Genomic DNA, 13,242 nt, shown 5'->3' on the forward strand with positions numbered 1-13,242 from the left:
TCAGTCTCGGGGCCTGAGCCCCGAGCAAGGTTAAAGCTTGGTCAGCCACAGCAAAAAAGGGACAAGCACGGCAGTGATGACACCATTCAATCCCATCGCCAACCCCGCAAAAGCACCTGCGCCTGCCGAGATTTGAAAAGCCCGCGCCGTACCAATGCCGTGGCCGGCAATGCCAGTGCTGAAACCCAAGACGATGTCACTGTCCCACTTCCAACGTTGTAGCAAAGGGACACTTAAAACACAGGCCAACATACCGGTCAAAATCACTAGGACGGATGCTAACTGTGGTACGCCACCGATATGTTCCGCAATGCCCATTGCAATCGGTGTGGTCACTGAGCGTGGGGCAAGGGTAAGCAACAGCTCCCGATCCAAACCAAACAACATACCACTGCCTACGCCACTGATAATGCCAACACTGCCCCCAATAAGCAGGGCGATTAACAAGGGCCCAAGCGCTTTTTGTAAGCGCGGGAGTTGGGCATAGAGCGGAACAGCAAGGGCGACGGTGGCGGGGCCAAGTAAGAAATGAACATACTGCGCGCCAGAAAAATAGGTCGTGTATGACGTACCCGTGGCAAGCAATAATGTAATGATGAAGCCGTTGGATAAGATGATGGGGTTAGCCAGCGGATGACCTTTGCAGTGGCGATTGAGCGTTACCATGCCGCGAAAAGTCAGTAATGTGATAAATAACCATGTCAGCGGCGACTGTAAGATAAATTGCCATATAGTCATGCTTTCCCTCCCCATTTACGCAAGCGCCGTAACCGGTGACGTGCCAGTAATAGTTTCAAACTGCCAGCCGTGGCTAAATGGGTGGCAAATAAAGCAACCAACAACGTAATCGTCAGCGGCCAAAAAGCACGTTCTAGCAAATCCAGATACTGAATGACACCCACCCCTGCTGGTACAAACAAAAGTCCCAACCATCCCATCAACTTCGGGACATTTTCACCCAGAAAATGTGGAATACCCCGCCGAATCATCAGGGTTAAAAATAAAAACAACATACCTAACACTGGCCCCGGAATCGGTAGCCCCAGCGCATGACTGACGACTTCGCCAAACCATTGGTAAGCGACAAGTACAATTAAGGTTTCTAACATGGCGATAAAATAGAGCGAAAAGCAGAAAATTGCCGTTAAAAATGGCTTAGGTCAAACTTTTTAAGTGCTGGGTAATTGGTATGACCAAAATTTTTGCTGACACCTATTCTTCTTCGAATAGGTGGGAGTGACTAGCTAAGAATAGACTCTAGGTGGTTAAGAGGGAGTGCGGTGGATCGTTTGACTTCATGCAGCACAAAGCTGGATTTGACATCTGCAACACCGGGATGTTGTAGGAGTTTATCCATTACAAAGCGAGAGAAGTGTTCCAAATCTTCGAAATATACTTGCAGTAAATAATCCATCTCGCCGGTCATCGCGAAACAGTTAATCACTTCTTGCCAATGAGAGACCGCCTCTGAAAATTGTTTTGCGTAGGTGGTGCCACGTTTTTCCAAACTGACCCGAACAAAGGCCTGCAACCCCAACCCGAGGCGAGCAGGTTCGAGCAGTGCAACATATTGTCGAATCACGCCTGATTCTTCGAGCTGTTTCAATCGGCGTAGGCAAGGAGAGGGGGAGAGAGCAACGGTTTCTGCGAGTTCGACATTGCTTAAGCGGCCATCGCGTTGCAGCGTGGCAAGAATTTTTAAGTCGGTTTTGTCAAAGTGTTGCGCGGGCATTTTATCGCTCTTCTAAGATGAGTTCTCGATATTTTAATCTATCTTGGAGGCAATAATATCAATTTCGTGCAATAAAGTTGCCATCAACTTCAACAACTATTCACCAATTTTCAAGGCATTAGCCCAAGTCAGGGCTTCGATTTGTGCCAAGCTGACCCATTCTGGACAAAATCCCTCGGCTTCGATGATGTCAAAACTACAACCCAAGCGGTGTTCATTTTCGTTTTCAACAGCCTCTGCCACATTCATGTATGGTACTAAACACCCTCGGCGCGACAACAGCGCATAAGAAATATGGGTCGATAACCCGGGAATCTGCCGTAATAAGGCTTCAATTGGCATACCAAGTAAGACCGGCGCTAATGACAACACACCACACAGAAAAGCTTCATCAGCTAAATCGGGGCGTGTTTCTTGTGCCAGTCGTTCCATCAGGCGGGCACGGGCAGCGGCAGTGCGGAAAAGTGGTGTGGGTGTGGAATTGCCGTGGTCGTCGACATAGAGCAAAAGCTGTAACCATCGCGCAATTTGTTTCCGACCAAGCAAGGTAATGGCTTGCAGAATAGAATGGATACGCGTCCCGTAGCCATAGTGTGCAGAATTGGTCAGGCGTAATAAATTTACCGTGAGGCTGGGGTCGGATTTAATCGTTAGTTCAATATCTTGGGTGCTGCTGTTGTCGTCATTTAATAGCGCGAGTAATCGCATGATGGTCAGTCGCGCTGGACTCAACCCTTGACCACTGAGCACAGAGGGTTTGGCAAAGAAATAACCTTGGAAATAGGAAAAGCCCAGTGCGCGACACATCTCGGCTTGTTCGCGCGTTTCAACGCGCTCGGCCAAAAAGCGTGCCCCAAAGTGGCGCAATTGGTTTAACAATGGCAGTAATGTGCTTTCTTTGCCGGGTACCAGAGGAATTTTAATAATGTCGGCGAGCTCAAGAATCGGATCCCACGCGGGGTCGTAGTGTTCAAGGTCATCAACCGCAATTAAAAACCCTGCTTTTTTTAATTCGGCACACCGTTTGGCGAGCGCAGGGCTTGGCGTTACGTGTTCTAGTACCTCTAATACCACTTGCTGTGCTGGTAAGAGACGGATCACCTCTTCAAACAAAAAGGCTTCGTTGACATTCACAAAGCCTTTATAGCTACCTAGCAAATTCCCCATCGACAGCTCACAAAAAGCGTTGACGATGACTTGTGCTGTGGCCTGAAAGTCATTCGTTACCCCAGCGTGTAAACCAACTTGGCGTCTGAACAACAGCTCGTAGCCAAAGAGACGAAAAGCACTGTCTAAAATTGGCTGTCTTCCAACAAAAATCGGCTGGCGGATTTTGGGGTCCGAGATTACTGTTGTCATAGAATTACCTTTGCACGAGGGAGCAAATCAAAAGACTTCGCCGATCAACTAAAACAACAATGGCATCCTCAAGCATAATGACGAAAGCAATCTCTTGCAACAAAAATACAAAACTTTATGCCACTATAAATTGTTACCTGCTTGCGCTGTCTTTGTCTGGTAATCTGCGGCAGATGCCTCTGAAAAAACTTTTTTGAAAAAAGGCTTGACGGCAAAACCGAGTTCGGGTTTAATACGGTTCTCGCTGCTGCAGCGCAGTAAGCGAAACGGCCAATTAGCTCAGTTGGTAGAGCAGCGGATTGAAAATCCGCGTGTCCGTGGTTCGATTCCGCGATTGGCCACCAGAATACAACGCCCGACTTTTTACTAAGTCGGGCGTTTTTCTTTGTCTGTTGGTTTCTCAATATGTTGTGGTTTCTATTTTTGCTGTCCGCTTGCTATTTCTAGAACAATCAGTCTATTATTTTCGTCATGAACGACTCAGCCTCTTTTCCGATCCGTCGGCGTGGGCGGCCTGCTAAGCGGGTTGCTGATCGCTTTGAAACACGCGAAGCCTTGATTCGCTGTGGTGTGGCGGTGTTAACGGAAAAAGGGTTTGCCGCCACTGGTATTGATGAAATTTTGAAACAGCTCGGTGTCCCAAAAGGCTCTTTCTATCATTACTTTGCCAGCAAAGAAGCGTTTGGTCAGGCGGTGATTGCGGCCTACGCTGATTATTTTGCGCGCAAGTTAGAGCGCTGTTTGACTGATGACAGTCGCCTACCCTTGCAACGCCTTGCTAATTTTATTGATGAAGCCTGCGCGGGGATGGCACGTTATCAATTTCGCCGTGGTTGTCTGATTGGTAATTTAGGTCAGGAAATGGCGGTATTGCCCGAGGCCTTTCGTGAACAGCTCGAGGCGGTGTTTCAAGATTGGCAACGGCGTGTCGCGGATTGTCTACAACAAGCGCAACAGCACAGCCAATTATCTGAGACGGTGGATTGTCAACAATGGGCGGCATTTTTTTGGATGGGCTGGGAAGGTGCGGTATTGCGTGCCAAATTAGTCGCCAATGAAGCTCCGCTGCGGCAATTCGCACAGGTATTTTTTGCTGCTTTAAGCCGGTAAATTTTTTTGCCTATTTTAAGACGACCGGTCTAAAAATAGATTGCCGTTCTACATAGAGGAGAAACCATGTTTAACGCTGTGGTAGTGGATAAGGTGGATGGCCAATATCAAACGGCCATTCAAACAGTAGAGGACAGCCGTTTACCCGAGGGGGATGTCACCGTCGCCGTTCGCTATTCAACCTTGAACTATAAGGATGGTCTGGCGATCACTGGCAAAGGGCCGGTGGTGCGTAAATTCCCGATGGTGGCGGGGATTGATTTAGTGGGGACGGTTGAAGAAAGCCAACATCCAGAAATCGCTGTCGGTAGCGACGTTATTTTGAACGGCTGGGGGGTGGGTGAAACACACTGGGGCGGTTTGGCACAACGGGCACGGTTAAAGGGCGATTGGTTAATTCCGTTGCCTGCTGGCTTAACACCACAACAAAGCATGGCGATCGGCACCGCCGGTTATACCGCGATGTTATGTGTGATGGCCCTACAAAAACAGGGTGTGACACCCGAACAAGGTGAAATCGCGGTCACTGGGGCAAATGGTGGCGTTGGCACCGTGGCGATTGCGCTCTTGGCACAAGCCGGTTATCGCGTGGTGGCTATCACTGGCCGACCACAAGAGAGCGAATTTTTATATCAATTGGGGGCAAGCGAGGTTCTCGACCGCCAAGATTGGAACGCCCCCGGCAAGCCCTTAGCGCGTGAGCGTTGGGCAGGGGCGATTGACACCGTCGGCAGCCATACCCTTGCTAATCTTTGCGCCAGCATGCGCTATCGTGGTGTTGTTGCGGCGTGTGGCTTGGCACAAGGGATGGATTTTCCTGCTTCGGTGGCACCGTTTATTTTGCGTGGTGTGACCTTGGTGGGGGTGGATAGCGTGATGGCACCGCGTGAAGAACGCTTGCTGGCATGGCAACGATTGGCACAAGAATTAGACTTGAACAAACTGGCGGCATTGAGTCGTGAAATTGGTTTGAGTGAGGTGATCGCGACGGCAGAGCAACTGTTGGCGGGTCAAGTGCGTGGTCGTGTGATTGTTGATGTTAACCGTTAAGAAAGAAACCCCATGTCTGCAGCCATTAGCCGTTTTGCCGTACCTGATTTGAACGAAGTGCCTGAGGATATTCGGGCTCGTATTGTGGCAGTACAAGAAAAAGCCGGTTTTGTGCCAAATGTGTTTTTGATGTTAGCTCACCGTCCGGCAGAGTTTCGCGCTTTTTTTGATTATCACGATGCTTTGATGGAGAAACCCAGCAGTTTGAGCAAAGCCGAGCGCGAAATGATTGTGGTGGCAACCTCTGCCGCAGGCCAATGTTTATATTGTGTTGTGGCGCATGGTGCCGTGTTGCGGGTGCGGGCAAAGGATGCGCTGTTGGCCGATCAATTGGCAACCAATTATCGCAAAGCCAATTTGACCGCCAAACAAAGAGCCATGCTCGACTTTGCCATCAAACTCTCTACCCGAGGTGGTGAAATCGAAGAAGCTGATTTTGCCTTATTGCGTGAGCAAGGGTTTGATGAGGAAGCGATTTGGGATATTGGTGCGATCACCGCATTTTTTGCCATGAGCAATCGCTTGGTACACCTCACCGGCACCCCACCAAACGAACCGTTCTATTTAATGGGGCGCGTGGCTAAGGCCTAATTAGGCTGTGGTATCGGCCTGTTGCAATTCAGCTAATAACTGCTGGCAGGCCGCTACTGCTGCTGGAAAATCTAGCTCGTTCATCGCTTTTTGCCAGTCATGCCAAGCGGCAAGGTTGGGTGGAGGGAGATGCTGACAGAGCTGTTGATATTGATCCCACGCGGCAAGGTTATTTTGTTCTAACAAGGGCAAAATCTCGCTAAGGCCTTGTTGTAATTGCTGCTGTTGTGCTGTGGTAAGGGTGCTTTCTACGCTGGTGGTGGCTGAGGTCTGATGACTGGCCAAATATTGCTGCAACCCAGTTAGCGTCTGTTGCAAGAGTGTGGCGAGGGCCGCTTGTGCGGTTGGCCAATCGGATAATTTACCGTCTTGTTTAAGCTCTGCTTCGAGCACTGCCGCCTGTGAAGACAAGGCATATGCGCCCAACGTGGCCGCTAAGCCCTTGAGCGTGTGTAATAGCCGCTGTGCCGTCGCGGTGTCTTGCTGAGTCAGGGCCGTTGCCACGTGTTCAACACAATGGTGTTGATCTTCGATAAAGCGCTCAATGAGGGTAAGAAACAGATCTATCGAAAGCTGTAACCGCTGTCGTGCCATATCGGGATCAAATACCGTGGTGGCAGTGGTTGGGGTGGCTGTGATAGCGGTCGGGATGGGTGTCGGTACGGGTGTCCAGCTAGTGATTTTGCTACCGCAGTAGCGTTGGATAGTCTGCACCAATTCATCAAGATCAATCGGCTTGCCAACATGGTCATTCATGCCTGCGGCAAGACAGGCTTCGCGATCAGAAGAAAATGCATTGGCAGTCATGGCAATCACCGGCAAGGTTTGATTTCCCATGTCTTGTCTTAAGACACGCGTAGCGGTGTAGCCGTCCATTTCTGGCATCTGTACATCCATTAACACCACATCAAATGGCCGGACTTGTTGCCGAATCGCTTCTAAACCTAGCTTGCCATTGTTAGCCAATTCGACTTTTGCCCCTTCTTGGCTAAGCAATTCGCGGGCAATTTGTTGGTTAATACTGTTGTCTTCTACCACCAAAATATGCAAGCCACTCAGTCGTTGCACACGTTGTGTCGGGCTGAGGGCAGGGGTACGGCTACCATAGTTGGCTTCTGCTACCGCATCAAACAGCATCGAGGGCGTCACCGGTTTACTGAGAAACGCATGGATGACTTCCGGATGCTGATTGGCACGGGAGGCAAGTTGTTCACGACCATAGGCCGTGACCATCATAATCAAACGGGTATTGGCATGGCACAAAGGATGTAAAGCAGTGGCGGTGTCCCAGCCATCTTTGGTCGGCATCTGCCAATCAATAAACACGGCATCAAAGCGTAAATCACTGTGTTTGACCAAGGCGATTGCTTGATCGCCACTGTGCGCCTGATGAGCTTGCCAACCAAACTGACTTGCCATCCGGCTTAATAAATCGAGGGCACCGCTGTTGTCATCGACAAATAACACCCGTAATCCTTGATGGGCTTGTGAAGGTAGCCGACTGGCGATGGCATTGCTCTCTTGCTGGTTGAGCGGAAAAGACAAGGTGAAATGAAAACAGCTGCCCTGATTGAGCACACTGTTAACGCTAATTTCGCCGCCCATCAACCCAACCAGACGTTGGCTAATCGCCAACCCAAGGCCAGTACCACCAAAGCGGCGAGTGGTGGACGCCTCTGCTTGTGAAAAGCCTTCAAAGATAAATGCTAGCTTATCTTCGGCAATGCCAATACCGGTGTCTTGCACTGAAAATGCGATTGTCACCTGTTCGGTATCTTGTTCTACGACCACTAACCTAACGACAACTTCACCATGTTGAGTGAATTTCACACTATTACCGGCTAAGTTGAGCAAGACCTGTTGCAAGCGCAAGGCATCACCGCACAGCGCATGAGGCAAGGCTGGATCGAGGTCGAATAATACCTCGACTTCTTTCTTGTTGCCGAGTGCCGCAGATAAAACCACCGACAAATTGCGTAGCACCTGATCGAGACGGAAGGGGGCGGATTCAAGTTCGAGTTTGCCCGCTTCGACTTTAGAAAAATCCAGAATATCGTTCAAAATCCCCAATAAAGACCGCGCTGCGGCCTCTGCTTTGGTGGCATATTCTTGTTGTTGTCCATCTAGCGCGGTGCGTTGTAGCAGTTGCAACAAGCCCAAGACCGCATTCATCGGGGTTCGAATCTCATGGCTCATATTGGCCAAAAACAAGCTTTTTGCTTCGCTGGCGCTTTCTGCCTCATGGGTTCGGCGGCGTAAAATATCGGCATCAAACTGTCGTTGTTGTTCGTATTGATGGCGGCGGTGTTGAATCCAAGCCAGCCCAGCACCAGTCGAGAACACTAACAAGCCAAACACCAGACACAGCCGTTTTACATTGCCCCACCAGCTAACAAAGGCCAGTTCATAATCACGCGTCGCGGCAACGACTAAACTTTTATTGAGTTGTAAAAAATCAGGATTCACTGACCGCATTGCAATAAAGCGTCGTTCACCAGTGGCGTACACTTTCCCCTGCATCACACTATGGCTGCGGCCACTGGCGCGATGTTGACTAAAAAAAGAGCCTTCGGTATCTAAACGTAAACCTGCCATGCCAGGCTGAGGCGGTACCATCAAAAACTGTATGCCATCTTCGTGGGCAATTGAGGTCCACATATCTGGCGTGTTACGAACTGAGTCGAGTAAAAAAGAGAACTCTTCTGGGTCGAGTGTGGCTGACACAATACCATCAAAAAAACCATCTTCATCCGGCACCATTTTCACCGCATTCATTGAAAAAGTGCCTAACACGGTTTGGAAAGGTGGGTTGAGATAGAGTTTCCCGACATTAGGTTCGCGTCGAACAGTGCGGAAATAATCCCGTTTAGCAAAATTCATCCCGATCAATTCTGGTCGATTCGAGGCCCAGACAATCCCATCTGGCTGAATCACCATAAAAGTTCGCACTCCCGGCATGGCATCGGCAAAAGCACGCAGGCGGTGATTGGCCAATTCACGGCCATGGGGTTGCCTGTTCCAATAGTGAATATCGGTGCGAATAGCAATCAGGGTGCGGTTGACGGCTTCGAGTTGGCGGGTGATGCTGGCCTCAATCACACGGGTTTGGGCATCAAGCCGTTGCTTCTCGGCATCTTCGATCTGCTGTCGGTCGAGATACAGAAAATAACCTAATGCCGCCGCCAACACCGTCAGCAACAAAAATAAGCTTAACCATTCGAGATGTTGTTTCTTCTCAAGAGAAGCTGATGGCAGAGGATTGAGGGAGGCGGAGGTCGGCATAGGCGGGGGGTCGCTATCGTAATCAAAACACGGGCGGATAGATAAGCCACTATTATGCTGAAAAACTTAACTTTTTGTGTAAGTTGATAAATAAAGCCCACTAAAAATAGCGATCATGCCGAAGAAATGATAAAAATGTAAAAATTCGTTAAGAAAAAGTGTGGCTAATCCAGCGACAAACAGCGGCATTAAGTGCACAAAGGCGGCGGCTTTCGCGGGGCCAATTTGACCGACGCCATAGTTGTAGAACAAATAGGCCAATACCGACGGGAACGTACCGACATAGGCAAAGGTGGCCCATGTCGCCAAACCCGCAACCGGGGTTCGCCCTGCGAGAAACTCATTGAGAAAAAACGGCAGCAACAACACACTACCCACCGCAGTCAGTGCGCCAAGTAACCCAAGACGGTCGATGCGAGTGTCTAAGCCACGCAACAATAAGGTATATAAGGCCCAAGAAATCATGGCATTAAATACAATCACATCGCCACGATTGAGGTCGAGTGCCAACAGCCGCGCCATTTCGCCATGCGAAATAATCACCAACACCCCAGCAAACGACAAGCCCATACCTATCCCCTGCCGTACGCTCATGCTTTGTTTAAACCACAGCGCACCAAAGAGCGCGGTCAGAATGGGAATAAAAGAATTTAATAGTGCGGCGTTGGTGGCGGTGGTGTATTGCACACCGGTATAGAGCAACGAGTTATACCCCGCGATACCAAATACTGCCAATGCCAACACCCGCCACCGTTGCGCCCACAACAGATGGCGATCACGCCAAGAGAGTCGTAAGGCGAAGGGGGCCAACAAACTACAAGCCAGTACCCAACGACCAAACGATAATGTCATCGGTGGAATAGCGCCTTGCATGGCGCGGGCGATCACCACATTGCCCGACCAAAACAGTGCCGTGAGGGTTAATAATAGATAAGCGAGGGAGGCGGTTTGAGGTTTTTTCATGCAAATTTCCCAAAAAACCGCGCTCCCCCTTCACCCGCTCTCGTGTTAGGACGGGGAGGATTCTGCCGTAGCAGGTTTGAGCGCGGCGGTCGTCGTGGCAGCAACAGCGGCTTCTGCGTCTGTTGTGGCACTGGGTTGTTGATGGGCTTTTAACCATTCCAAATGTTCAGCGATGGCATAGCACAAATCGCGAGTGCCTTCGCTCGATAGGGCTGAAACGGTGAAATAACGTGGCCGCTGTGGATCGTATTCTGCAAAAGACTCCACTGGGCTGCGATCAAAACCATAGGCGGTTAAGAAAGCATCAATGCGCGCTTGCTGTTCTTCTTCTGGAATCATATCCAGTTTGTTCAGGACCAGCCAGCGAGGTTTTTGGTACAGCGTTTCATCATATTTACGCAATTCATTCACAATGGCGTGTGCTTCGGCCACCGGATCGACGTTTTCGTCAAAGGGTGCTAAATCGACGACGTGTAATAATAAACCGGTACGGGCCAGATGTTTTAAGAAACGATGTCCTAAACCGGCGCCTTCTGCCGCCCCTTCAATCAAGCCGGGAATATCCGCCACCACAAAACTGCGGTTTTCATCTAAGCGCACCACACCTAAATTAGGATGCAGGGTGGTGAAAGGATAATCCGCCACTTTGGGGCGCGCTGCTGAAATCGACCGAATCAAAGTCGATTTGCCAGCATTCGGCATCCCTAATAAACCAACATCCGCCAAGACTTTCAGTTCTAAGCGCAGCGAACGAATTTCACCTGCTTCACCGTGGGTGAATTGGCGTGGGGCGCGGTTGACCGATGATTTAAAGTGGATATTACCCAAGCCACCCTTGCCACCTTGCGCTAACACCACGCGTTCGCCGTGTTTGGCTAAGTCGGCCAGTTGTTGTCCGGTATCGGCATCAACAATCACCGTGCCGACTGGCATCCGCAGCTCAATATCATCACCGCCTTTGCCATAACAATCTGCACCACGGCCATTTTCGCCATTTTTCGCGATGTATTTTTTAACAAAACGGTATTCAACCAGCGTGTTGATATTTTCATCAGCCACCGCGACGACACTACCACCACGCCCACCGTCGCCACCATCGGGGCCGCCTCGTGGGACAAATTTCTCACGGCGCATACTGGCCGAGCCGTTGCCACCCTTACCAGCCATGACTTCAATTCGTGCTTCGTCAATAAACTTCATGTTCATCCTCTGTATCGACTTCAGCCTCTGAAACCACCGCTCGATGCCAAGCGCCACGCCACCGTGAGTGCTGAAATCAGTAAAAACAAAAAAGCCCTATCGTGAGGATAGGGCTTAGAATAGCTGTCTGGAAGCTGAATTACGCAGCAGCTTCTTCGCCAGTGTAAGGGGTCACAAACACAGTTTTGCGTTTGCTAGCACCTTTGACTGCGAAAGAGACGTAACCGTCAACTTTTGCAAACAAGGTGTGGTCTTTACCCATACCGACGTTATCACCAGCGTGGAAACGAGTGCCACGTTGACGAATGATGATGGAACCAGCGGGGATCAACTCGCCGCCGTAAACTTTGGTACCCAGACGTTTTGCCTGTGAGTCGCGACCGTTACGTGAACTGCCGCCTGCCTTTTTATGTGCCATGTGTATACGCTCCTGAGATTACTTGGAAATCGCGTCGATGCGAATTTCGGTGTAGTTCTGGCGATGGCCTTGATGCTTTTGATAGTGCTTACGGCGACGCATTTTGAAAATGCGGATTTTTTCGCCGCGGCCGTGAGAAATCACGGTAGCTTGAATCGAGGCGCCTGCAACCAGTGGGGTGCCGACTACAACCTGTTCGCCGTCGGCAACCAACAACACCTCGTTCAAGGTGATTTGGCTGTCGATGTCTGCAGGTATCTGTTCTACTTTAAGTTTTTCGCCGATGGCAACTTTGTACTGTTTGCCACCAGTTTTTACGACCGCATACATGACTGGTACTCCATGAGAATAAAAAATCTCGCCACGTTGAGCGAGAAAAAAAGCATTGTACGCAAGTGCCTGAATTCGGTCAAATTTCTGCGCCAAGAGTCGCCAGTTTTCCTTGTAAGCACGCCTGCTTCAGGTAGCGATATTCGGCCTATTGGCGGTTTTCTGCTATGATTGCGCGGTTTTTTGTTCATAGGATGCGGGCTGTGTCGGCACCGTTGTTTCGCTCTCTGATTGCTGAAGATATGCATGCGGTTGATCGCGTCATCCGCGCGCGCCTCTATTCAGATGTGGTTCTGATTCGTCAGGTCGCTGAATACATTATTGGTGCCGGTGGTAAACGCCTGCGGCCAGCCTTGGTATTGCTGTCGGCGCAAGCCTGCGGTTTACAAGGCCCTGTCGCACACGAGCTGGCCGCCATGATCGAATTTATTCACACCGCGACTTTGTTGCATGATGATGTGGTTGACGAATCGGATTTGCGCCGAGGTCGAGAAACCGCTAACGCGCTGTTTGGCAATGCTGCCAGCGTGCTTGTCGGCGATTTTCTCTACACTCGTGCTTTTCAAATGATGGTCAGCTGTCACGATATGCGTATCTTAGAAGTGATGGCCGAAGCCACCAACATCATTGCGGAAGGCGAGGTATTGCAGTTGTTAAATATCGGTAACACCGATATTGATGAACAACAATATCTGCAAGTCATTCAATATAAAACGGCAAAACTGTTTCAAGCGGCGGGGCGTGTTGGCGCGTTGGCAGCGAAAGCCGATGAATCCCATATCCAAGCGCTTGCCGATTACGGTATGTATTTGGGGACGGCATTCCAGATTATTGATGATGTGCTGGATTACTCGGGTGATGCAGGCACGATTGGTAAATCCCTCGGTGATGACTTGGCCGAAGGTAAACCCACGTTGCCGTTGATTTATGTGATGCGGCAAGGTGAAACGGCAGATGCCGAATTGGTGCGCGACGCATTGCAAAATGCCAGCCGTGACCACTTCGACGCCGTATTAGCTGCGGTTCACCGTTCGGGGGCGTTGGCTTATGCCCGTCAACAGGCCGAGGCCGTGGCAGCCAAAGCGATTGCAGCATTGGCAGTGATTCCAGACAGTCCGGTTAAAACCGCGATGCAAGAACTGGCTCAACTGGCAGTCAATCGCGACGCCTAAACCCAAGTAGTACGAATCATCATAAAAAACGCCGC

13 protein-coding genes and 1 tRNA gene are annotated in these 13,242 nt (G+C 50.2%); 5 read left to right on the forward strand and 9 right to left on the reverse strand.

Annotation, left to right across the window (positions count from 1 at the left end; genetic code table 11):
* Window positions 1–30: 30 nt before the first annotated feature.
* The 4 genes from ACTBZS_RS01060 to ACTBZS_RS01075 form a co-directional block, all read right to left on the reverse strand.
* Window positions 31–738, reverse strand: a complete 708-nt coding sequence (locus ACTBZS_RS01060) for an LrgB family protein (RefSeq protein WP_463043028.1) — start codon at window positions 736–738, stop codon at window positions 31–33.
* Window positions 735–1,109, reverse strand: coding sequence for a CidA/LrgA family protein (locus ACTBZS_RS01065; protein ID WP_460429359.1), 375 nt, complete (start codon window positions 1,107–1,109; stop codon window positions 735–737). Before ACTBZS_RS01065 ends, ACTBZS_RS01060 begins: the two co-directional genes overlap by 4 nt.
* 131 nt (window positions 1,110–1,240) lie before the next feature.
* Entirely contained in the window at window positions 1,241–1,732 is a 492-nt protein-coding gene (locus ACTBZS_RS01070) for an Lrp/AsnC family transcriptional regulator (RefSeq protein WP_022652962.1), read from the reverse strand.
* Window positions 1,733–1,828: 96 nt separating this feature from the next.
* Window positions 1,829–3,091, reverse strand: coding sequence for an EAL and HDOD domain-containing protein (locus ACTBZS_RS01075; protein ID WP_463043029.1), 1,263 nt, complete (start codon window positions 3,089–3,091; stop codon window positions 1,829–1,831).
* 268 nt (window positions 3,092–3,359) lie between these two features.
* Here ACTBZS_RS01075 and ACTBZS_RS01080 point away from each other — a divergent pair.
* The 4 genes from ACTBZS_RS01080 to ACTBZS_RS01095 all read left to right on the forward strand — a co-directional run bounded on the left by ACTBZS_RS01080 (window position 3,360) and on the right by ACTBZS_RS01095 (window position 5,842).
* A tRNA-Phe gene (locus ACTBZS_RS01080) sits at window positions 3,360–3,435 on the forward strand.
* A 127-nt stretch (window positions 3,436–3,562) separates the two neighbouring features.
* The gene (gene acuR / locus ACTBZS_RS01085; protein ID WP_463043030.1) at window positions 3,563–4,201 is read left to right on the forward strand and encodes an acrylate utilization transcriptional regulator AcuR; all 639 of its coding nucleotides are present in this window, start codon (window positions 3,563–3,565) and stop codon (window positions 4,199–4,201) included.
* Window positions 4,202–4,267: 66 nt separating this feature from the next.
* Window positions 4,268–5,251, forward strand: a complete 984-nt coding sequence (gene acuI, locus ACTBZS_RS01090; protein ID WP_463043031.1) for an acrylyl-CoA reductase (NADPH) — start codon at window positions 4,268–4,270, stop codon at window positions 5,249–5,251.
* Between the two features lie 12 nt (window positions 5,252–5,263).
* On the forward strand, window positions 5,264–5,842 hold the full coding sequence (locus tag ACTBZS_RS01095; RefSeq protein WP_463043032.1) for a peroxidase-related enzyme: 579 nt from the start codon (window positions 5,264–5,266) through the stop codon (window positions 5,840–5,842).
* On the opposite strand, the gene ACTBZS_RS01100 is transcribed toward ACTBZS_RS01095, so the two are convergent.
* The 5 genes from ACTBZS_RS01100 to rplU all read right to left on the reverse strand — a co-directional run bounded on the left by ACTBZS_RS01100 (window position 5,843) and on the right by rplU (window position 12,035).
* Window positions 5,843–9,124, reverse strand: coding sequence for a response regulator (locus ACTBZS_RS01100; RefSeq protein WP_463043033.1), 3,282 nt, complete (start codon window positions 9,122–9,124; stop codon window positions 5,843–5,845).
* 66 nt (window positions 9,125–9,190) lie between these two features.
* Window positions 9,191–10,087: a DMT family transporter gene (locus tag ACTBZS_RS01105; RefSeq protein ID WP_463043034.1), complete on the reverse strand. Its 897-nt coding sequence runs from the start codon at window positions 10,085–10,087 to the stop codon at window positions 9,191–9,193.
* A 45-nt stretch (window positions 10,088–10,132) separates the two neighbouring features.
* Window positions 10,133–11,287 carry a GTPase ObgE gene (gene obgE / locus ACTBZS_RS01110; RefSeq protein WP_022652970.1) on the reverse strand — a complete coding sequence of 385 codons (1,155 nt, stop codon included), beginning with the start codon at window positions 11,285–11,287 and terminating at the stop codon, window positions 10,133–10,135.
* A 139-nt stretch (window positions 11,288–11,426) separates the two neighbouring features.
* A complete protein-coding gene (gene rpmA / locus ACTBZS_RS01115) occupies window positions 11,427–11,705 on the reverse strand; it encodes a 50S ribosomal protein L27 (protein WP_022652971.1) in 279 nt (92 codons plus the stop codon).
* Window positions 11,706–11,723: 18 nt separating this feature from the next.
* Window positions 11,724–12,035 carry a 50S ribosomal protein L21 gene (rplU, locus tag ACTBZS_RS01120; protein WP_022652972.1) on the reverse strand — a complete coding sequence of 104 codons (312 nt, stop codon included), beginning with the start codon at window positions 12,033–12,035 and terminating at the stop codon, window positions 11,724–11,726.
* Between the two features lie 194 nt (window positions 12,036–12,229).
* Between rplU and ACTBZS_RS01125 the strand changes: the two genes are divergently transcribed.
* Window positions 12,230–13,207, forward strand: a complete 978-nt coding sequence (locus tag ACTBZS_RS01125; protein WP_460429366.1) for a polyprenyl synthetase family protein — start codon at window positions 12,230–12,232, stop codon at window positions 13,205–13,207.
* Window positions 13,208–13,242: the final 35 nt, after the last annotated feature.

This window comes from Aquaspirillum sp. (assembly GCF_055136605.1).

Excerpts from the sequence above, each read along its gene's own strand:
- ACTBZS_RS01060 (WP_463043028.1), bottom strand. The coding sequence starts at position 738 with ATGACTATATGGCAATTTATCTTACAGTCGCCGCTGACATGGTTATTT.
- ACTBZS_RS01065 (WP_460429359.1), bottom strand. The coding sequence starts at position 1,109 with ATGTTAGAAACCTTAATTGTACTTGTCGCTTACCAATGGTTTGGCGAA.
- ACTBZS_RS01070 (WP_022652962.1), bottom strand. The coding sequence starts at position 1,732 with ATGCCCGCGCAACACTTTGACAAAACCGACTTAAAAATTCTTGCCACG.
- ACTBZS_RS01075 (WP_463043029.1), bottom strand. The coding sequence starts at position 3,091 with ATGACAACAGTAATCTCGGACCCCAAAATCCGCCAGCCGATTTTTGTT.
- acuR (WP_463043030.1), top strand. The coding sequence starts at position 3,563 with ATGAACGACTCAGCCTCTTTTCCGATCCGTCGGCGTGGGCGGCCTGCT.
- acuI (WP_463043031.1), top strand. The coding sequence starts at position 4,268 with ATGTTTAACGCTGTGGTAGTGGATAAGGTGGATGGCCAATATCAAACG.
- ACTBZS_RS01095 (WP_463043032.1), top strand. The coding sequence starts at position 5,264 with ATGTCTGCAGCCATTAGCCGTTTTGCCGTACCTGATTTGAACGAAGTG.
- ACTBZS_RS01100 (WP_463043033.1), bottom strand. The coding sequence starts at position 9,124 with ATGCCGACCTCCGCCTCCCTCAATCCTCTGCCATCAGCTTCTCTTGAG.
- ACTBZS_RS01105 (WP_463043034.1), bottom strand. The coding sequence starts at position 10,087 with ATGAAAAAACCTCAAACCGCCTCCCTCGCTTATCTATTATTAACCCTC.
- obgE (WP_022652970.1), bottom strand. The coding sequence starts at position 11,287 with ATGAAGTTTATTGACGAAGCACGAATTGAAGTCATGGCTGGTAAGGGT.
- rpmA (WP_022652971.1), bottom strand. The coding sequence starts at position 11,705 with ATGGCACATAAAAAGGCAGGCGGCAGTTCACGTAACGGTCGCGACTCA.
- rplU (WP_022652972.1), bottom strand. The coding sequence starts at position 12,035 with ATGTATGCGGTCGTAAAAACTGGTGGCAAACAGTACAAAGTTGCCATC.
- ACTBZS_RS01125 (WP_460429366.1), top strand. The coding sequence starts at position 12,230 with ATGCGGGCTGTGTCGGCACCGTTGTTTCGCTCTCTGATTGCTGAAGAT.